At 60.8% G+C, this 19387-nt stretch carries 15 protein-coding genes and 4 tRNA genes; 10 read left to right on the top strand and 9 right to left on the bottom strand.

The genetic code is table 11. The features are described 5' to 3' along the window. Positions 1–15 precede the first annotated feature (15 nt). Complete coding sequence (locus tag J9870_RS21890; protein WP_210640019.1) at positions 16–498, bottom strand: hypothetical protein; 483 nt, start codon at positions 496–498, stop codon at positions 16–18. Between the two features lie 275 nt (positions 499–773). Beyond that, positions 774–998 carry a hypothetical protein gene (locus J9870_RS21885; protein ID WP_007898912.1) on the bottom strand — a complete coding sequence of 75 codons (225 nt, stop codon included), beginning with the start codon at positions 996–998 and terminating at the stop codon, positions 774–776. A 908-nt stretch (positions 999–1906) separates the two neighbouring features. On the opposite strand from J9870_RS21885, the gene J9870_RS21880 reads away from it, so the two are divergent. Both J9870_RS21880 and rmuC read left to right on the top strand, forming a co-directional pair. Beyond that, the gene (locus J9870_RS21880) at positions 1907–2230 is read left to right on the top strand and encodes a sel1 repeat family protein (protein ID WP_210640017.1); all 324 of its coding nucleotides are present in this window, start codon (positions 1907–1909) and stop codon (positions 2228–2230) included. Positions 2231–2405: 175 nt separating this feature from the next. Next, positions 2406–3794, top strand: a complete 1389-nt coding sequence (gene rmuC / locus J9870_RS21875) for a DNA recombination protein RmuC (protein WP_210645377.1) — start codon at positions 2406–2408, stop codon at positions 3792–3794. A 48-nt stretch (positions 3795–3842) separates the two neighbouring features. Here the strand turns inward: rmuC and J9870_RS21870 are convergent, their stop codons facing one another. Further along, the gene (locus tag J9870_RS21870; RefSeq protein ID WP_210640015.1) at positions 3843–7313 is read right to left on the bottom strand and encodes a PAS domain-containing hybrid sensor histidine kinase/response regulator; all 3471 of its coding nucleotides are present in this window, start codon (positions 7311–7313) and stop codon (positions 3843–3845) included. A 178-nt stretch (positions 7314–7491) separates the two neighbouring features. Beyond that, positions 7492–8031, bottom strand: coding sequence for a TetR/AcrR family transcriptional regulator (locus J9870_RS21865; protein WP_210640012.1), 540 nt, complete (start codon positions 8029–8031; stop codon positions 7492–7494). 104 nt (positions 8032–8135) lie between these two features. On the opposite strand from J9870_RS21865, the gene J9870_RS21860 reads away from it, so the two are divergent. The 4 genes from J9870_RS21860 to J9870_RS21845 all read left to right on the top strand — a co-directional run bounded on the left by J9870_RS21860 (position 8136) and on the right by J9870_RS21845 (position 12918). Further along, positions 8136–9329: an MFS transporter gene (locus J9870_RS21860; protein ID WP_210640011.1), complete on the top strand. Its 1194-nt coding sequence runs from the start codon at positions 8136–8138 to the stop codon at positions 9327–9329. Between the two features lie 69 nt (positions 9330–9398). Beyond that, positions 9399–9710, top strand: coding sequence for a cupin (locus J9870_RS21855; RefSeq protein ID WP_210640009.1), 312 nt, complete (start codon positions 9399–9401; stop codon positions 9708–9710). 103 nt (positions 9711–9813) lie between these two features. Further along, positions 9814–10962, top strand: coding sequence for a TDT family transporter (locus J9870_RS21850; RefSeq protein ID WP_210640007.1), 1149 nt, complete (start codon positions 9814–9816; stop codon positions 10960–10962). An 81-nt stretch (positions 10963–11043) separates the two neighbouring features. Then, positions 11044–12918: an MFS transporter gene (locus J9870_RS21845; RefSeq protein ID WP_210640006.1), complete on the top strand. Its 1875-nt coding sequence runs from the start codon at positions 11044–11046 to the stop codon at positions 12916–12918. A 106-nt stretch (positions 12919–13024) separates the two neighbouring features. Here J9870_RS21845 and sugE read toward each other — a convergent pair whose 3' ends face one another. The 3 genes from sugE to rdgC all read right to left on the bottom strand — a co-directional run bounded on the left by sugE (position 13025) and on the right by rdgC (position 15493). Beyond that, complete coding sequence (gene sugE / locus J9870_RS21840; RefSeq protein ID WP_210640004.1) at positions 13025–13339, bottom strand: quaternary ammonium compound efflux SMR transporter SugE; 315 nt, start codon at positions 13337–13339, stop codon at positions 13025–13027. A 117-nt stretch (positions 13340–13456) separates the two neighbouring features. Beyond that, entirely contained in the window at positions 13457–14425 is a 969-nt protein-coding gene (locus J9870_RS21835; protein WP_210640002.1) for a bile acid:sodium symporter family protein, read from the bottom strand. A 147-nt stretch (positions 14426–14572) separates the two neighbouring features. Next, positions 14573–15493 (bottom strand): recombination-associated protein RdgC, encoded by a 921-nt coding sequence (rdgC, locus tag J9870_RS21830; RefSeq protein WP_003179064.1) that lies wholly within the window; start codon positions 15491–15493, stop codon positions 14573–14575. A 160-nt stretch (positions 15494–15653) separates the two neighbouring features. On the opposite strand from rdgC, the gene J9870_RS21825 reads away from it, so the two are divergent. From J9870_RS21825 to J9870_RS21810, 4 genes are all read left to right on the top strand, one after another. Further along, positions 15654–15729, top strand: a tRNA-Val gene (locus J9870_RS21825). 20 nt (positions 15730–15749) lie between these two features. Next, positions 15750–15826 (top strand) — tRNA-Asp (locus J9870_RS21820). 175 nt (positions 15827–16001) lie between these two features. After that, positions 16002–16077: transfer RNA gene (locus tag J9870_RS21815), tRNA-Val, on the top strand. 17 nt (positions 16078–16094) lie between these two features. After that, positions 16095–16171: transfer RNA gene (locus J9870_RS21810), tRNA-Asp, on the top strand. Positions 16172–16263: 92 nt separating this feature from the next. Here J9870_RS21810 and J9870_RS21805 read toward each other — a convergent pair. Together J9870_RS21805 and J9870_RS21800 are read right to left on the bottom strand one after the other, a co-directional pair. Next, entirely contained in the window at positions 16264–17400 is a 1137-nt protein-coding gene (locus J9870_RS21805; protein ID WP_210640000.1) for a catalase family protein, read from the bottom strand. Positions 17401–17431: 31 nt separating this feature from the next. After that, on the bottom strand, positions 17432–19237 hold the full coding sequence (locus tag J9870_RS21800) for a di-heme-cytochrome C peroxidase (protein WP_210639998.1): 1806 nt from the start codon (positions 19235–19237) through the stop codon (positions 17432–17434). Positions 19238–19387: the final 150 nt, after the last annotated feature.

The raw sequence follows: 19387 nt of genomic DNA, 5'->3' as shown, positions 1-19387 counted from the left end.
TTTCCAAATTTCCTGTCAGCAAGCGACCTGATTCAACGGTGAAACACAGTTTTGCCAGGCGTAGGTAAAATCGCGCAAGCGCCCTTGAGGGTGAAACGTCTGACGCCAGATCCGGGCCATGCCCAGCAGATCGTCGGCTTCGGGAAGCGGGGTGTTTTGTTCTTCCACCAGCAGCCAGGCAATGGCCGTGGCGTAGCGCAGGTTGACGGTCAACTCCAGGTGCGGCCCGCTGAGAAAGGCGTGCTGGCTGGCCAGGCCGCGCACCAGGCTGGCCCGTTCCGGATCCAGCGCCAGGTAGTGGTCCCAAAGCGCCTGGTGGCGGGGCTCGGGAATTCGATAAAGGCCATGGCCGCGACGGTCATGCAGGGCCGAACCCAAAGCCGACTGGCTGGCGGCAATGCCCAGCAGCAAGGATTCCGCCGTTGTGCTGTGACACTCCAGGTAAAGGAGCGTCGGGCGGATCACATATCGACACAGTTCGCTGGCAGCGATACCCATAAAACCCTCGAAGCGTGAGAGGGGCGGGCCTGAAAGGTGTGGGCTTGGCAGCTGTGGATCGGTTCAGGCCCCGCCGTAAGCGGTTCATGCCGCTTGACTTGAAGTGTAGTGTCATATTCCCGCTGTAAAGGACTGTTTTTAAAACATCTTCAGCGAACGGTTATAACTGTTATATCCCCCGGTGCTTAAGCCGTTACGCTTGATTGATAAATCCCAGGCAATAAAAAGCCCCGCTTTTTCGGCGGGGCCTTTGGGGTTGCAGCCTTCGCGGCGTGTCAGGCAACCAGTGCCTGACGGGTACGCTCGATCACGGCCTGCAGCGGTTCGGCGCTGGAGTACTGATCGGGGTACAGGCGTTCGCTGTGACGTGCGATGCCGTGTTCGTTGACCAGGGTGAAGCTGAAGCAGCCTTTGCGAGCGGCCATGATCAGGCAGTTCATCGGAGCAAAAGCGTTGGTCAGGGTGCGGATAGCATCTTGGGTATGGATTTGAGTAGACATGTTATGGGTGTTCCTACAAATGACACGGTTAAGAACCGTGCAACGTTAAAACGTTCCAGTAACGTCGACCACCATTGGTCGAACGAAGAACCCGACTGGAACAAAGCAGCCAGTTTGAGCGCTATATAAAGTGCGCGCTTGGGCTGGCAGGTAGGTACTTAGGAGGGCAGGCAACACATCAAGGGCAAAGGTTCTGGGCCCGGGGTGAAGATCCTGATCAATCTGCAGGTTGGTTCGGTCAGAGTAGTGAGCTTGGCAACACCCTTTGCATTGGGTCAAAGGCTGTGTTGGTGCAAGGGTTACCTGGAAACCATCGAGGGGGTCGGTCTCTTTTTATCGGTGAGGGCTTCTCTTGAGGGAAGGCTGACCGCGGAGATGTGTTCGACCCGGAATTGACTTTCAGCTTGGTACTAACGCCGCGGATAGTAACGGATCGAACCCGGGAAGGGAAGGGCGCTGGTTAAAAAATATTCAAATAGGGCGCAGCCCTGATGCCGGCCAGCCAAGAGAACAGCCGCACAGGGGGTTATCCCCAGGTTTTTACCCCCGTATGCGCCAAAAAATCCCAGCGTTATAACCAGTTCGGGTGTTACTTGTGCACACTCGCCAGGCTGCTTGTCACCGTACTGTCATGTGCAAACAATCTGGGGTGGGTGCCTGTATCCAAAATTTAAGTCAATGAAAAACATCGCTTTTTTTTACTGGTGAAAAAATCGTCAGTTTGAGCGCAGGCCCCGTTCCATAGGGCTTGCGGCGAGTTCAGGGTCGGTTGTCCACTGAGTTATCCACAGCTTCTGTGGATTGTCCCAAGCGCTTGCTCTAGGACGGGCGTGCTGGTTTTTTTCGACTTTACCCGTGCGAAAAAAGGAGTAGAGTGGCGCGCCTTCTGATCTGTCCCGCAGTGCTTTATGAAGTTTCGCTCAGTATCAAATCCTGTTACTTCCACACCTTCTGGTGTTACCCAACCCAAGCGCATTTCGATGCGGGTGGCCGAGTGGCTGCTCGACAGCCCGCGCCTGAGCGAAAGCCCCAGCGTCAAACATCTGGCCGGCCGCCTGCTCAAGCAACCGGCCCGTGAAGGCGTGGTGGCTGCACAAAGTCGCCTCGGGCAGTTGATGTGCCGTGAGTGCGGGAACGCCCGGGACCGGCGCATTGGCCACGACCTGCTGCGCCAAGCTGCCCGGGCCGGGGATCAGCGCGCCCGCCAGGCACTGGGTGAAATCGAAGACTGAGCTGGGCAACCCCCGGCCGCTTGGTTAACCTTCGGGCTTTATTTGATCGGCAGGAATTGTCATGGCTATGGATTTGACCAGCCTGTTGTTTGGCCTGGCGGGCGCTGCGGTGCCGTTGCTCGCACTGGCCTGGCACCTGCAACGCCAGGCCAGCGCCGCGCAGACCGAACAGGCACTGCTGGAAGAACGCCTGGCCACCGCCCACATGGCTCACGACGGCCTCAACGCCCAGCTCGATGCCTGCCGTGACGAAATCAGCGACCTGAGCCAGGCCAACGCCGCCAAGCAAGCCGAGCTCGCCGCCGCCTGTCGCGAAGTCGAGTTGTTGCAGATCGAGCGCGACAATGCCCGGGATGCGGCCCACGCCTGGAACCTGGAACGTGCCGGCAAGGAAGCGGAGCTACGCCGGCTCGATGCCCAGGCCGCTTCGTTGCACGCCGAGCTGCGCGAGCAGCAGGAAAGCCATCAGCAACGCCTGGATGATCTGCAAGGTTCGCGCGATGAGCTGCGGGCACAGTTCGCCGAGCTTGCCGGAAAAATCTTCGACGAGCGTGAGCAACGTTTCGCCGAGACCAGCCAGCAGCGCCTGGGCCAGTTGCTCGATCCACTGAAAGAGCGCATCCAATCTTTCGAAAAACGTGTCGAAGAAAGTTATCAGGCTGAGGCGCGGGAGCGTTTCTCCCTGGGCAAGGAGCTGGAGCGGCTGCAACAACTGAACCTGCGCCTGAGCGATGAAGCCACCAACCTTACCCGCGCCCTCAAAGGCCAGAAAACCCAGGGTAACTGGGGCGAGTTGATTCTGGAGCGGGTGCTTGAACACGCCGGCCTGGAGAAGGGCCGTGAGTACCAGACCCAGGTCAGCCTCAAGGGCCCGGACGGCGAGCGTTTCCAGCCTGACGTGTTGATTTACCTGCCCGGCGACAAGCAAGTGGTGGTCGATTCCAAGGTCAGCCTCACGGCTTATCAGCAGTATGTGGCCGCTGAAGACGACGCCATTGGCCAGCACGCCCTCAAGCAACATGTGGCGTCGTTGCGAGCCCACGTCAAAGGCTTGGCCGGCAAGGACTATAAACGCCTGGATGGCCTGCACAGCCTGGATTTCGTGTTGTTGTTCGTACCCATCGAGGCGGCGTTTTCCGCGGCCCTGCAAGCCGAACCGAACCTTTTCCAGGAAGCCTTTGATCGCAACATCGTGATCGTTAGCCCGACCACGTTGCTGGCGACCTTGCGGGTGATCGACAGCTTGTGGAAACAGGAACGCCAGAGCCAGAACGCCCGGGAAATCGCCGAGCGGGCGGGGTGGCTGTATGACAAATTCGTCCTGTTCATCCAGGACCTGGACGAGATCGGCAGTCGCTTGCAGCAGCTGGACAAAGCCTACAGCGCGGCGCGCAACAAGCTGACAGAAGGGCGCGGCAACCTGATCAGCCGCAGCGAACAGCTCAAGTTGCTTGGCGCCCGGGCCAGCAAGAGTTTGCCCGCCGAATTGCTTGAGCGTGCGATGGAAGACGCGGATGGGTTGCCTGGGTTACCTGAAGAAACCAGCGCGAAAACCCAGGGCTGAAACACAAGGCTCCCTCGCCACAGGTGGCACACAATCACAGCTTGTCTGTTACAACGGCAAATGCCGACTCAACAACGCCCGCAACGCCGCCGGCTTCACCGGCTTGGCCAGGTAATCCAGGCCCGCCGCATGCACCTGGGCGATCATTTCGGGCCGGCCATCGGCGCTGATCACCACGCCCGGAATCGGTTCGCCCATGCGCGTGCGCAGCCAGGCCATCAACTCGGTACCGGTCTCGCCGTCGTCCAGATGAAAATCCACCAAGGCCAATTGAGGTCGACCGCCCTGGGCGAGCCAATGTTCGCATTCTTCACGGTTGCGCGCCGTCCACACCTGGCAACCCCAACGTGTCAGCAGGCTGTTCATGCCGATCAGAATGCTGTCTTCGTTGTCGACACACAGCACCTGGGCGCCGCTGGGTAAGTGACCGTTGAGTTCGGCCACCGGGCTGGGTGCGACTGCCTGCGTGCTGGCCAGCGGTACGCTGACGCTGAACACACTGCCGCGCCCCGGCCAGGAACGCACGCGCAAGGTATGGCCGAGCACGCGGCACAGCCCGTCGGCGATCGCCAGGCCCAGGCCCAGGCCTTTTTCGGCGCGGGTCTGGTGGCTGTCCAGGCGTTTGAATTCCTCGAAGATGACCTGCAGCTTATCTTCAGCGATGCCCGGCCCGCGATCCCAGACCTCCAGGCACAACTCGCCCTTGCGTCGGCGGACACCCAACAGTACTGGGCCCTTGGCATAGCGGAAGGCGTTGGTGAGGAAGTTCTGCAACACCCTCCGCAACAACTTGATGTCGCTGTCGACTCGCAACCGCGAGCCCCGCACGCGGAATTTCAGGCCTTGTTCCTGGGCCAGCGCGGTGAACTCGGCGCCCAAGGTATCGAACAGTTCGTTGAGGACGAATGGCTTGCGGTCCGGGTTGATCTTGCCGTTCTCCAGACGGGAGATATCCAGTAGATCGGTGATCAGGTCTTCAGCCGAACGCAACGAGCTGTCCAGGTGCTGCACCAGTTGCCGGGCTTCGCTCGGCAAACCCTCATGCTGGTGGGACAGTGCGGCGGAGAACAGGCGCGCGGCGTTGAGCGGTTGCATCAAGTCATGGCTGACCGCCGCCAGGAAGCGGGTCTTGGATTGATAGGCCGCCTCGGCGGTGCTTTTGGCTTCGGTCAGCGCCAGGTTCAGCTGTGACAATTCGCGGGTACGCTCGGCGACCCGTTGCTCCAGGCCTTCGTTGGCGTCGGTCAAGGCCTTTTCGGCTTCGCGGAACGCAGTGATGTCGGTGAAACTCATGACGAAACCGCCGCCAGGCATCGGGTTGCCGATCAGCTCGATCACCCGGCCGTTGGGGAACAGTCGTTCCGAGGTGTGGGCGCGGCCCTGACGCATCCAGTGCAGGCGCCGGGCAACGTGGACTTCCGCTTCGCCAGGGCCGCAGAGGCCGCGTTCGGCGTTGTAGCGAATGATGTCGGCAATCGGTCGACCGACACTGATCAGACCGTCCGGGTACTTGAACAGCTCCAGGTAGCGACGGTTCCACGCCACCAGCCGCAGGGACTGGTCAACCACGCTGATGCCTTGGGTGATGTTCTCGATGGCACCTTGCAGCAAGGCGCGGTTGAACTGCAGCACTTCCGACGCTTCGTCGGCGATCCGCACGACGTCTTCGAGTTGCATCTCTCGACCTTCAATCGCGGCCTTTACCACCGCCCGCGTCGAAGAGGCCCCCAGCACACCAGCCAGCAGGCGTTCGGTGTGGGCGATCCATTCGCTGTCGGCATTCTGGCTCGGGTTGAAGCCTTTGCCCTGGCGGTAGGCAAAGCGGATGAAACTCTGGCGCGCGCGTTCTTCACCGACGAAGCGTGCGGCCAGTTGCAACAGGTCGTCGATATGGACCGCCAACATCGAGCGGGCGCTGGGTCGGGCGCTGATTTCCTGGCCGATGAAGCGACCGGCCTGCCAGTGTTCCGACACGCGCGTGCGCGACAGCACGGACACCCAGGCGAACAACGTGAAGTTGCCGGCCAGGGACAGCACCACCCCCTGGGTCAGCGGGGTGATCGGCAGGTTCAATGGGTTGCCGTGCAGCCACGCCAAGCCCGGAAAGCTGCTCAACGACAAGCCCAGGCTATGGGCGGTGATCGGCAACACCAGGGTGTAGAACCACAGGAAAATCCCCGTGGCGAGGCCCGCGAATACGCCGCGACGGTTGGCCTGTTTCCAGTACAGCGCGCCCAGCATGGCGGGGGCCAATTGGGTCACGGCGGCGAAAGCGATCTGGCCGATAGTCGCCAGGCTTGCCGTCGACCCCAGCAGCCGATAGCTGACATAAGCCAGCAGCAGGATCACCACGATGCTCACCCGCCGCACCGACAACATCCACTGGCGGAACACCTCGAAGGGCCGCTCGGCGTTGTTGCGGCGCAATAGCCAGGGCAGCAGCATGTCGTTGGAGACCATGGTGGACAGCGCCACGCTTGCCACGATCACCATGCCGGTGGCTGCCGAGGCGCCACCAATGAACGCCAGCATCGCCAGGGCCGGATGGGCCTGGGCCAGCGGCAGGCTGATGACGAACGAGTCCGGCAGCACGGAGCTGGGCAGCATCATTTGCCCGGCGAGGGCGATGGGCACCACGAACAGCGCGGCCAGGGCCAGGTAGGCGGGGAACACCCACTTGGCCAGGCGCAGGTCTTGGGGTTCGATGTTTTCCACCACGGTTACGTGGAACTGCCGCGGCAGACAGATGATCGCCATCATCGCCACCCCGGTCTGCACCACCATGGACGGCCAATTGATGGTTTCCTTCCAGTATTGCTCCAGGCGCGGTGCGAGCATCGCCTGGTTGAACAGATCGTCGAAGCCATCGTAAAGGCCGAAGGTCACGAACGCGCCAACGGCGAGGAAGGCGAACAGCTTGACCAGGGATTCGAAGGCAATCGCCAGCACCATGCCGCGGTGGTGCTCGGTGGCGTCGAGGTTGCGGGTACCGAACACGATGGTAAACAGCGCCAGGATCAGCGAGACAATCAACGCCGTGTCCTGGGCGCGGGTGCCCATGGCGTCGGCCCCGGCCCCGATCAGCAGGTTCACCCCGAGCACGATGCCCTTGAGTTGCAAGGCGATGTACGGCAGCACGCCCACCAGGCAGATCAGCGCGACCACCACTGCCAGGGATTGGGATTTGCCATAGCGGGCGGCGATGAAGTCGGCAATAGAGGTGATGTTCTCCTGCTTGCTGATCATCACCATTTTCTGCAAGACCCACGGCGCCAGCACCAATAGCAGGATCGGCCCGAGGTAGATCGGCAGGAAGGACCAGAGCTGTTCGGCGGCCTGGCCGACCGCACCGAAGAACGTCCAGCTGGTGCAGTACACCGCCAGCGACAGGCTGTAGACCCAGGCGCGCATGCGTGGCGGCAGCGGCGTGCTGCGCCGGTCACCGTAGAAGGCGATGGCGAACATGATGGCCATATAGGCCAGGGCGACAATGGCGATCAGCCCGCTGGACAACGACATGGAAACTCCCGGACAAAGACACCGGGACATAAGCCCGGCAGGACAGTCTCGCATGCCCGCTCGGGTTCGTCAGTGTCGACCAAGGTCGAGGCGTGGCGGGGTGTCGCGGGTTGCGATCAGCATTGGGTTATGGGGTGCCCTGGCGGACCTCATCGCGAGCCTGCTCGCGATGGCGGCCTTACTGACCCAACGCGATATCCACCAACCGATACAACTCCTCGACCGCCAGCGGCGCAGTGGCGAAGAGGATGCGAAACACCGTCGGTGCCACCACCACATTGATCAGCCGCTCGACGCCAGGGTTCGGCTCATCGGGGTAGCGATCGAGGATGATCTGCAACTGGGCGCTGAGGATGCCCACGCAATGCCCCGGCGTGGCGCAGGCCTGGATGTCGCGCATCATGTTGCGACCGGGCTCGGAGCTCATTTCGTCCAGGTACTGCTCGGCCCAGGCGCGCAGGTCGCCGCGCAGGCTGCCGGTGTTGGCCGGTTCGCTGTCGGGGCGCATGCGGGCGATGGCGACGTCGGCCAGCAGCGCCGGCAAATCGCCCCAGCGACGGTAGATGGTGGACGGCGTGACGCCTGCGCGCGCGGCGATTTGCGGCACGGTCAGGGTGGCGCGGTCCTGCTCTTGCAGCAGGGCGCGGACCGCCGAATGAATCGACTCTTGGACCCGGGCGCTTCTGCCGCCGGGGCGTAAACCTTCTTTAATAGCCATGCATCGGACCTTAACACAAAGAATTTGCTTTAAGCACGCGCCGGTAGCACACTCCACAAAAGCAAAAAATTAGCTTTTGCCGAAAGCTTTTGTGGAGTATAGCCATGTCTCGTCCAGCTTCGACCGGTGCCAGCCTGATATTCCTGGCGATCACCTTGCTCGGTTTTCTCGCCGCGTCCAGCGCGCCGACGCCGTTGTATCACCTCTATCAGGAACACTTGCAATTTTCCCCGGCGATCCTGACGCTGATTTTCGGTGTGTATGCGTTCAGTCTGTTGGCGGCTCTGCTGATTGTGGGCTCGCTGTCGGATTACCTGGGACGCAAGCCAGTGATCTTCGCGGCGCTGTTGCTCAATATGCTGGCGATGTTGTTATTCATCAACGCCAACAGTGTCGCCTGGCTGATCGGCGCCCGATTGATCCAAGGGTTCGCCACGGGCATGGCCACCAGTGTGCTTGGCGCTGCGTTGCTGGACTTCGACCGCCGACAAGGCCCACTGATTACCAGCGTCGCGCCCTTGTTGGGCATGGCGTGCGGGGCGTTGGGTTGCGGCCTGTTGGCTGAGTTCGCGCCGCTGCCCTTGCAACTGACGTATTGGATTCTGCTCGGGTTGTTCCTGGCCCAAGCCATTTACCTTTGGCGTCTGGCGGAGAGCGTCAGCCCGCAACCCGGTGCCTGGCAGTCGCTGCGTCCGACCTTGCATGTGCCGGTCCAGGCGCGGCGGGCCTTGTGGCTGGTGCTGCCGTTGAATCTGGCGGCCTGGGCAGTGGGCGGGTTCTATTTGTCCCTGGCGCCTTCCTTGGTGCGAGCCGCGACCGGGTCGACATCCAACCTGATCGGCGGTGCACTGGTGGCGGTATTGACACTCACCGGCGCGTTGTCCATCTACACGCTGCGCAACCAGGAAGCCGACAAAATGCTGCGCCTGTCCGCGAGCCTGTTGGTGATCGGCCTGGCGCTGGTACTGATCGCGGTACACGGCGGCAGCTTGCCGTTGTTTTTCATTGGCACGCTGGTGACCGGCAGTGGTTTCGGCGCCGGGTTCCTGGGGGCGTTGCGCAGCATCATGCCGCTGGCCTTGCCCCACGAGCGGGCCGGCTTGATGTCGGCGTTTTATGTCCTCAGCTACCTGGCGTTCAGCCTGCCATCGTTGCTGGCCGGGAATCTGACGCGGGTGTTCGGGTTGATTCCGACCACCGATGGCTATGGCGCGGTGCTGATCGTGTTGTCGGTCGCTGCATTGCTGGGGTTATCGCGTCAGTCGGTAAAACCGGCAGGCGAGGGTGTTCGGCCCTGAAACCCTGAGTGCAGCCGCCGCTCGTAGTGGGTTAGTCTTGGCGTCCCAGCATTTTTCCGGGCGATCCCTTTGAAAATTATCCGCAGCAAATCCTTCACCGGCGAGCGGGCCTGGGCAGCGCTGGATATCGCCAACATGAACGGCATCACTACGCGCCTGCACTGGACCGATCAGCCGTACAAATGGCACATCAATGACGGTCAGGAAGTCTTCGTGGTGCTCGATGGGCAAGTGCGGATGTGCTATCGGGAGGACGGTGTGGAAAAAGATGCCTTGCTGGACGTCGGGGATATTTTCTACGCATCAGTGGGCACCGAGCACGTCGCCAAGCCGCTGGGAGAGGCGCGAATCCTGGTGATCGAGACCGAGGGTAGCATCTGATTGTTATCTGTAAAACCGATAACACATACAGAAATTACCCGTTATATAGATATTCGATTCGGACCTAGCATGGCTCCACCTCATCCGAGGACAGGAGTTCGCCATGACATGCTGCACTGCCAAGACCCGCTTTCGACCATTGAGCCATTTGCCCAGGCCGCTGGAAGCCATTCGCCAATTCACACCCAACTGGTTCGCCGTGGTCATGGGGACCGGTGTGCTGGCGCTGGCCTTGGCGCAGTGGCCCGCAAATGTATCGGGCCTGCGCCTGCTGGGTGAAGGTTTGTGGTTGTTCAACATCCTGTTGTTCGTGGTGTTCACCGGTTTGTATGCGGCGCGTTGGGTGTTGTTCTTCGACGAGGCGCGACGGATTTTCGGCCACTCAACGGTTTCGATGTTTTTCGGCACCATTCCCATGGGCTTGGCGACGATCATCAACGGCTTTCTGGTATTCGGGCTGCCGCGCTGGGGCGACGGTGTGCTGCCGTTGGCCGAAGCGTTGTGGTGGATCGACGTGGCCATGTCCCTGGCCTGCGGCGTGCTGATTCCGTTCCTGATGTTCACCCGCCAGGAACACCGCATCGACCAAATGACCGCCGTGTGGCTGTTGCCGGTGGTGGCCGCCGAAGTCGCGGCGGCCAGTGGCGGGCTGCTGGCGCCGCATCTGGTCGACGCTCATTCGCAACTGGTCATGCTGGTGACCAGCTACGTGCTCTGGGCTTTTTCCCTACCGGTGGCGTTCAGCATCCTGACGATCCTGCTGTTGCGCATGGCCCTGCACAAACTGCCCCACGAAAACATGGCCGCCTCGAGCTGGCTGGCCCTCGGCCCGATCGGCACCGGCGCCCTGGGCATGTTGCTGCTGGGCAGCGATGCACCGTTGATTTTCGCCGCCAATGGCCTGACCGGCGTGGGTGAAATCGCCGCAGGGTTGGGGCTGGTGGCCGGCATCACGTTATGGGGGCTGGGGTTCTGGTGGATGTTGATGGCGCTGCTCATCACTGTGCGGTATCTGCGCACTGGCATTCCGTTCAACCTTGGCTGGTGGGGCTTTACCTTCCCCTTGGGCGTGTATGCGCTGACCACGCTGAAGCTGGCGGACCTGCTGAGCCTGGAGTTTTTCCGCGTGTTCGGTTGCGTGCTGGTGGCGATGCTGGTGGTGATGTGGCTGATCGTCGGGCGGCGTACGCTCGCGGGGGCCTGGCACGGTGAGTTGTTTGTGTCGCCGTGCATTGCGGGGCTGGCGAAATAATCGCTAAAGACAGGTAATGTGTGGCCTGGATCGAAAAACGTTCATTCCAATAAGCGTCCACGCCACTCAGGAACATGGAAGATGAGTCACCCTTCGCAGTTCACCTTGCTTCGCACACGGCGTTTCCTGCCGTTCTTCATCACGCAGTCCTTGGGCGCGTTCAACGACAACATATTCAAGCAGTCGCTGATTCTCGCCATTCTCTACAAGCTGACCATCGACGGCGACCGCTCGATCTGGGTCAACCTCTGCGCATTGCTGTTCATCCTGCCGTTCTTCCTGTTTTCGGCGCTGGCGGGGCAGTTTGGGGAAAAATTCGCCAAGGACGCGTTGATCCGTCTGATCAAGCTCGGCGAAATCGTCATCATGGCGGTGGGCGCGGTGGGTTTCCTGTTCGACCATCTATCGCTGATGCTGGTGGCGCTGTTTGCCATGGGCACGCATTCGGCGCTGTTCGGCCCGGTGAAATATTCGATCCTGCCGCAGGCCTTGCGCGAGGATGAACTGGTCGGCGGCAACGGTCTGGTGGAGATGGGCACGTTCCTGGCGATCCTCGCGGGCACCATCGGCGCCGGGATCATGATGTCCTCGGCGCATTACGCTGCGGTAGTGGCGAGCGCGATTATCGGCGTTGCCGTGCTTGGTTACCTGGCCAGCTGCAGCATTCCGCGTGCGGCGGCGGCCTCGCCACAAATGCGCCTGAACTGGAATATCTTCAGCCAATCCTGGGCCACCCTGAAACTGGGTTTGGGGCAGACCCCGGCGGTGTCCCGTTCGATTGTCGGCAACTCCTGGTTCTGGTTCGTCGGCGCGATTTACCTGACGCAGATCCCGGCCTATGCCAAAGAGTGGATGCACGGCGATGAAACCGTGGTGACCTTGATCCTGACTGTGTTTTCGGTGGGGATCGCCTTGGGTTCGATGCTCTGCGAGCGGCTCTCCGGACGTAAAGTAGAGATTGGCCTGGTGCCGTTTGGCTCGTTCGGGTTGACGGTGTTCGGACTGCTGTTGTGGTGGCATTCCGGTGGGATCCCCGACAGCGTCGATGGTCACGGTTGGCTGGAGGTGCTCGGCTTCGGCCACGCTTGGCTGGTACTGATCGACATCCTCGGCCTGGGTATCTTCGGTGGTTTCTATATCGTGCCGTTGTACGCGCTGATCCAGTCGCGCACCGTGGAAAACGAACGGGCGCGGGTGATCGCCGCCAACAACATTCTCAATGCGTTGTTCATGGTGGTCTCGGCCATCGTCTCCATCGTGTTGCTGAGCCTGGCAAAACTGTCGATCCCCCAGTTGTTCCTGGTCGTGTCGTTGCTCAACATCGGCGTCAACGCCTACATCTTCAAGATCGTCCCCGAGTTCAGCATGCGCTTCATGATCTGGCTGCTGAGCCATTCCATGTACCGCGTGGAGCATCGCAACCTGGAGGCGATTCCCGATGAAGGCGCTGCGTTGCTGGTCTGCAACCACGTGTCCTTCGTCGATGCCTTGTTGATTGGTGGTGCGGTGCGTCGGCCGATTCGTTTCGTGATGTACTACAAGATCTACAACCTGCCGGTGTTGAATTTCATCTTCCGCACAGCCGGGACGATTCCGATTGCCGGGCGTCAGGAGGACATTCATATCTACGAAAAGGCCTTCAAGCGAATCGCCCAATACCTGAAGGACGGTGAGTTGGTGTGCATTTTCCCTGAAGGAAAATTGACCGGTGACGGTGAGATCAATGAGTTCAAGAGCGGACTGACACGCATCCTCCAGGAAACCCCGGTGCCGGTGATTCCCCTGGCGTTGCAGGGCTTGTGGGGCAGTTTCTTCAGTCGCGACCCGGCCAAGGGGCTGTTTCGGCGGTTCTGGTCGCGGGTGACGTTGGTGGCGGGTTCGGCGGTGGCGGTCGAGACGGCGACGCCTTCGCAGTTGCAAGCGCTGGTGGGGGAGTTGCGCGGGACTGTCCGATAGGTCGAAAACCTGTGGGAGCGAGCTTGCTCGCGATAGCGGTCTGCCTGTGACATCAATGCCAGCAGATAGATTGCAATCGCGAGCAAGCTCGCTCCCACAAGTCAATTCAGGCGCTGACCTTGAGCCCGATCAACCCGGCAACGATCAACACCACACTGGCCAGGCGAACCAGCGCCATCGATTCCCCAAACAAAATGATCCCGGCGATCACCGTGCCCACGGCACCGACCCCGGTCCAGATCGCATAGGCCGTGCCCAATGGCAATTCCTTCATCGCCAGGCCCAGCAGGCCGAGGCTGATCGCCATGGCGGCGATTGTCAGTGCAGTGGGAAGAGGGCGGCTGAAACCGTCGGTGTATTTCAGGCCGACCGCCCAGCCGACTTCGAACAGGCCGGCAAAAAACAGAATGATCCAGGACATCACATACCTCCATCGATGGATGGGGTCGTCCCCGGATTTAGGCACTCGATCGAGTGGCGGGGTCGTCCCCGCGCTGGATGGATAGTGCCAATTACTGACCACTCGATCAAGTCTGCTTCAGTCGGCTGTCTGCCGGGCGGCGAGGGTTTCGCGGTCCTGTTTTTCACTCATGCGTCGGAAATACGTCGAGAGCAGCGCCCCGGAAATATTGTGCCAGACGCTGAACAACGCGCTGGGGACCGCCGCCAGCGGCGAGAAATGCGCACTGGCCAACGCCGCGCCAAGGCCGGAGTTCTGCATGCCCACTTCCAGGGCCAGGGATTTACGCTGGGCCAGGGGCAGCTTGAACAAGTGCCCGGTGAAATAACCGAGCAAAAAGCCGAAGCTGTTGTGCAGCATCACCACGGCCATGATCAGCAGGCCCGATTCGGCGATTTTCGCCTGGCTGGCGGCCACCACGGCGGTGACGATGATGACGATGCTCACCACCGACACCAGCGGCAACACCTCCACCGCATGCCGTACCTTGTCCCCTAGCAGCCGTTGCGCCACCACGCCCAATACGATCGGCAGCAGCACCACTTGCAGGATCGACCAGAACAGCTCCATGAACGACACCGGCAACCAGGCCGAGGCCAGCAGCCAGATCAACGCCGGGGTCAACAGTGGAGCGAGCAGGGTGGTGACGGCGGCGATGGCCACTGACAGGGCCAAGTCGCCCCGAGCCAGCCAGGTCATGACATTCGACGAGGTGCCGCTTGGGCAGCAGCCCACGAGAATGACGCCGACAGCGATTTCCGGCGGCAGGTGGAAGACCTGGCAGAGCAACCACGCCACACCGGGCATGATCACGAAATGTGCGACTACGCCAAGGGCCACGCGCCACGGGTGGCGTGCGACTTCGGCGAAGTCATCGAGCTTGAGGGTCAGGCCCATGCCGAACATCACCAGCCCCAGCAGCGGCACAATCGCGCCTTTCAGGCCGATGAACCAGGCCGGCTGCACAAATGCCACGACGGCGAAAATCAGTACCCAGTAAGCGAAGGTATTCCCGACAAAGCGACTCAATGCAGCCAATGCACGCATGACCTGATCCTTATTATGAAGTTGAACCACACAAAACTAATGTGGGAGCGAGCCTGCTCGCGATAGCGGTGTGGCAGCCACAGAAATGTTGACTGACAAATCGCTATCGCGAGCAAGCTCGCTCCCACAGGGGCCCTAACCGTCGGTTTAGATCCCCTGCGGAATCTCTTCCCCACCCAGCGCTTCAACCAGCGCCGGCAGGAACTCGCCGAACGTCAGCATCATCAGGGTGAAGCTGGCGTCCAGTTGGCCGAGGGCTTCGTCGCCGCCGTCCTGCTCCGCCTGGTCTTGCAACAGGTCTTCGAACTTCAGGCGCTTGACCACCATCTTGTCGTCGAGCACGAAGGACAGCTTGTCCTGCCAGGCCAGCGACAGTTGTGTCACCACCTTGCCGGTGTTGAGGTGCAGCTGGATTTCGTCGCTGGTCAGGTCCTGGCGCTTGCAGCGCACGATGCCACCGTCTTCGTGGGTGTCGCGCAGTTCGCATTCATCCAGCACGAAGAAATCGTCCGCGGCTTTCTGGGTCTTGACCCAGTCGGTCATGGTCGCGGTGGGGGCCATCTTGACCGTCAGCGGGCGGACCGGCAGTGAGCCGATGACTTCGCGCAGGGTCGACAATAGGTCTTCGGCGCGTTTCGGACTGGCCGAGTTCACCAGGATCAGGCCCTGTTTTGGCGCGATGGCGGCGAAGGTGGACGAGCGACGAATGAATGCCCGCGGCAGGAACGCCTGGATGATTTCATCCTTGAGCTGGTCCCGTTCCTTTTTATAGACCTTGCGCATTTGCTCGGCTTCGATCTCTTCGACCTTTTCCTTCAGGGCGTCGCGTACGACGCTGCCAGGCAATATGCGTTCTTCCTTGCGAGCGGCGATCAGCAGGAAGTCCTGGCTGATATGCACCAGGGGGGCGTCTTCGCCTTTGCCAAACGGCGCGACGAAACCGTAAGTGGTCAACTCCTGGCTTGCACATGGACGCGCCAGTTTGCTGGCCAGTGCAGTTTCCAACGCCTCGGCATCAAAAGGCAGATCTTGGGTCAGGCGATAGATAAGCAGGTTTTTGAACCACATGGGGTGAGTCTCTCCTTTATACAAAGGGGGGCATTATTCTCTTCGCAGCGCCATAGGCCAACCCTTCGCTAAGCCTTTGGAAGGGCTGAAAAAATTAAATTAAAAAGTGCTTGCCAGCTTTGGGAGTGCTCCGTAGAATGCGCGCCACACCGAAAGCGAAGGGTGATTAGCTCAGCTGGGAGAGCGTCTGCCTTACAAGCAGAATGTCGGCGGTTCGATCCCGTCATCACCCACCATTCGCTCCAAAGTGTTACGCGCAGCGGTAGTTCAGTCGGTTAGAATACCGGCCTGTCACGCCGGGGGTCGCGGGTTCGAGTCCCGTCCGCTGCGCCATATTCGGTTATCTGGAACACTGAACGCCAGGTAACCAACGGAAAGCCCGCTAACGCGGGCTTTTTGCTGTTTGCGGTTAATGCGATGTGCATCGCTCACTTTTTTGCTGTTTTTGCTAATTAAATCAGCACGTTACAAAAAATTGTGAGAGAATGCGCCCCGCATCGAAAGTGCAGGGTGATTAGCTCAGCTGGGAGAGCGTCTGCCTTACAAGCAGAATGTCGGCGGTTCGATCCCGTCATCACCCACCAAGCTTTCAATGTTACGCGCAGCGGTAGTTCAGTCGGTTAGAATACCGGCCTGTCACGCCGGGGGTCGCGGGTTCGAGTCCCGTCCGCTGCGCCATATTCGGCAACCTGGCCCACTGAACGCCAGGTTGCCAACAAAAAGCCCGCTCAATCGAGCGGGCTTTTTGCTGTCTGGCATTTACCGGTTATCTACTGCTCGGCATTACGGCTATGACGGTAATCGCTGACCGCCTCATACACGGCTTTGCGCAAACGGTTGATGCCGCCGATGGGGCGATGGGCTTCAATGCCGAACCAGGGGTTGAAGGACTGGTTGTCACAGGCCAGGTTCAGCTTGGGCGTATCGAAATCCTGGGCCGGCACTTTGATGTGGGCCACGGTCTCGAACGGTGCGTCACTTTCCTGCCATTCAATACTGGTGTCTTCGATCGGCATGTACTTGCTCGGATCCTGGCGCTGGATCTGCAAGACAAAACACGCCGGCACCCGGTCTGTGGATAACTGCTGATTCAGCGCGCTACGCAAGAAGTTCGGCAGGTCCTGGTTTTGCGCCGGCAAGGTATAGGCCGGGCAGCTATCGGGGTCCGGGGCTACGCGAAACTTGGCGTTGGCCGCGCCGAACTTGTAGGGCGATACCGAAAAGTATGTGGTCTGGGTCGGGCTGGCCGGGGCCGGTGAAAGGGTCGCCAGGGCGATGAATAAATGGCGAATCTGCCAACTGCGTGGGTCCGCGCTGGGAAAGAATGCCATCACCTTTTTTCCATCGGCCTGAGCGGCCACATTCTGACGATACTCGGCGACATCACTGACGAAGAAGTTCGGATGGTTGAACATCACGAAATCTTGCTCGCCCTGTGACTGGCGGTCAGCCAACAGTTGTTTACCCTGCACGCCCAGCAGCTTGATCGCCATCCCTCGGGCATCGCGCAGGCTATCGAACTGTGGGTAGGCGTTGCCGTTGGACAGACGGATCGTCGCCTGCCAGACCTTCCCAGGCTCGGCAAAGACCCCCTGGCGCAAGGGGGCTGGCAGGTCGTTCGGCACCTGGACTTCGGCCATGACGCAGCCGTGAGCCTTGGCGTGGGCGTCGCGCAGGTAGCGTGTGCCTTCCCGGTGCTGATCGACGATGCGGATCGCGGTCTGGATGATCTCCTGGGTCATCGCCGCCTCACCGGGCGCAATCTGCTCTTTGTCCGAAACCGCCCCGCTGTGTTGCCAGGCGAACCATGCGCTGGTCAGCGCCCAGCCGAGCAGGCCGATGCCCAGCAGCCACAGGAGCGTCTTGCCCAAAAAGGCGCCGAGGCGCAGCCAGAGCGTGATCAGCATGGAAAATTCCTTTTGCCTGAGAGGGTGATCATTACAGTTGCGACTCCAGTGGCCCGCCGAGCACCTTGAGGTACTCCAGCAGCGCCCAGCGTTCCTGCGGTTGCAGCAGGCGGCCGATCACGCCGTTACCTCGCTCGCCGGCACGGAATTCGTGGCCGCTGTTGTGGTTGCCGGTTATCCGCGTATCGAAGAGAAAACCATTGGTGAAGGCTTCAGTGCGATAGCCCAGGTGCCGTGGATCGTATTCGAAGCTGCCCTTATAGAAGGTGCTCGCCCGTTCGGCCTGGGGAGACAGCAGTTGATAGATCGTCGGCACCGAACCGTTGTGCAGGAACGGTGGCGTGGCCCAGACACCCGCTAGCGGCCGGGCCTTGTAGGCGCGCAGTTCGCGCACACCGATGGGCAGGCCGAAACCGTCCAGGGCCGGGCGCTCGACGGGGGTGACGCCGGCATCGCGGTAAGCACGGTTTTCGACGAATGCCGTGACGTAGGCCAGGCCTTTGGCGACTGAGAGCTGGCTCAGGTCCAGTGGCTCGGTGGGAGTGGGGTGCAGTTGCACGTCCAGCTTCGCCAGCTCGGTCGGATCCCACTGCAGGCTAGTCAGGTCGAAGCGGTGGTCGGCAATATTATCGGCGGTGCCCGGGTCGGTGCCGATCGCTTTCACCGGCAGCATGTGCAGTTGCTGGACCGGCCTGTCGGGTCCCTGGACTACATTGGGCACATGGCAGCCGGCGCAGTTTTCGGCGAACAGCGCCCGGCCCTTGGCGGCCAGCGGTTTATCGATCGCGCCAAGCAGCGCCTCCGGCCACGCCGGTGGCTTGAGCAGTTGCAGGGTTTCTTCGATCGTGTTCAGGTCGCGCACGCGCACGCTGGAGGGGTATCGCGCATCGCCCTGCAATGGCTTGCCCTGGGCGTCGAAGAAATTCAGCGTGGCGCCCACGCCCAACGCTTCGCCGACGTTACGGGCCATCGGTTGCTGGGCCGAGCCGTTCCACTGGACCCAGTCAAATGTCCATATGTCCCACAACTGCGGGTAATCCACCGGTGCGTTGGCGACCCGGTAGTTCTTGGCTGAAATGGCGTCGCCAAAGCTGGCGTTGGCAATACGGCCAAAGGCGTCGGTACGGCCGGGGCCTTCTTCGGTGGGGTAGAGGCCGCGATGGGTGTCGTTCCAGGCCACTCGCAGGAAGGTGTACAGCGAGGTCTTGAATTGTTCACGCAATTCTTCATGACGGGCATCGTAGTCCTTGCCCAGTACCTGACGGGCGAAGCGTTCGAATTTCCAGGGGTTGTAGTAGGTAGAAGCCAGACTGGCGACCAGCGCCTGTCCGAAACTGCCACCGCGCAATGTCGGAACACTGGAAGGCAGCACGTGTTGCGCCGAACCGCCGTCGATCCGTATCGCCTGGCCCTTGAAGCGCAGTTCCCCGGTGTGACAGGCGGCGCAGGTGATATCCAGGAATTGCTCGGTGCTGCCGGGGTTCTGGTGCCGGGCGAAACCCACCGGCAGGTTGCCTGGGTTGGCCGACGAGGCCTTCTGCGCCGGGTCGACCAGGAAGCCGAAGCGCGCCAGGTACTCAGGCGAAGCGAAACGTTGCTGCGAGAACGGCAATTCGAGGGCGGTGAACCAGTCGTAGCGCAGGCCTTTGACCTGGGTGCCCTGGGGCGTGAAGTAATACGTCTGGCGCTCGGTGGCGCTCCATTGATCCAGGTAATGCACCTGCTGGGCTGGTGTATAGAACGGCAGGCGTGGATTGGCGACGTAATAAAGCACCACCGCCACGGCGACAGCCAGCAGCGCGAGGAGCAACAAGAGGAGGCGAGAGAGAAGGCGCACGGTAACGTCCTTGTTTTTTTGATATGTCCTTATGCCTCAGCGTGGCGTGGCCGGCAAGTGGCCATTACCCTGGGGGCAGTGGGAAGCGGCAATTTGTCCCTGTACGTAATAGATGACAGATGCTTCATTGGCCCAGGATTAAAAAGCGTT

Source organism: Pseudomonas sp. Tri1 (genome assembly GCF_017968885.1).
Lineage (GTDB): Bacteria > Pseudomonadota > Gammaproteobacteria > Pseudomonadales > Pseudomonadaceae > Aquipseudomonas.
The sequence above is the reverse complement of the archived record's forward strand: the minus strand, read 5'-3'. Positions and strand labels throughout refer to the sequence as shown.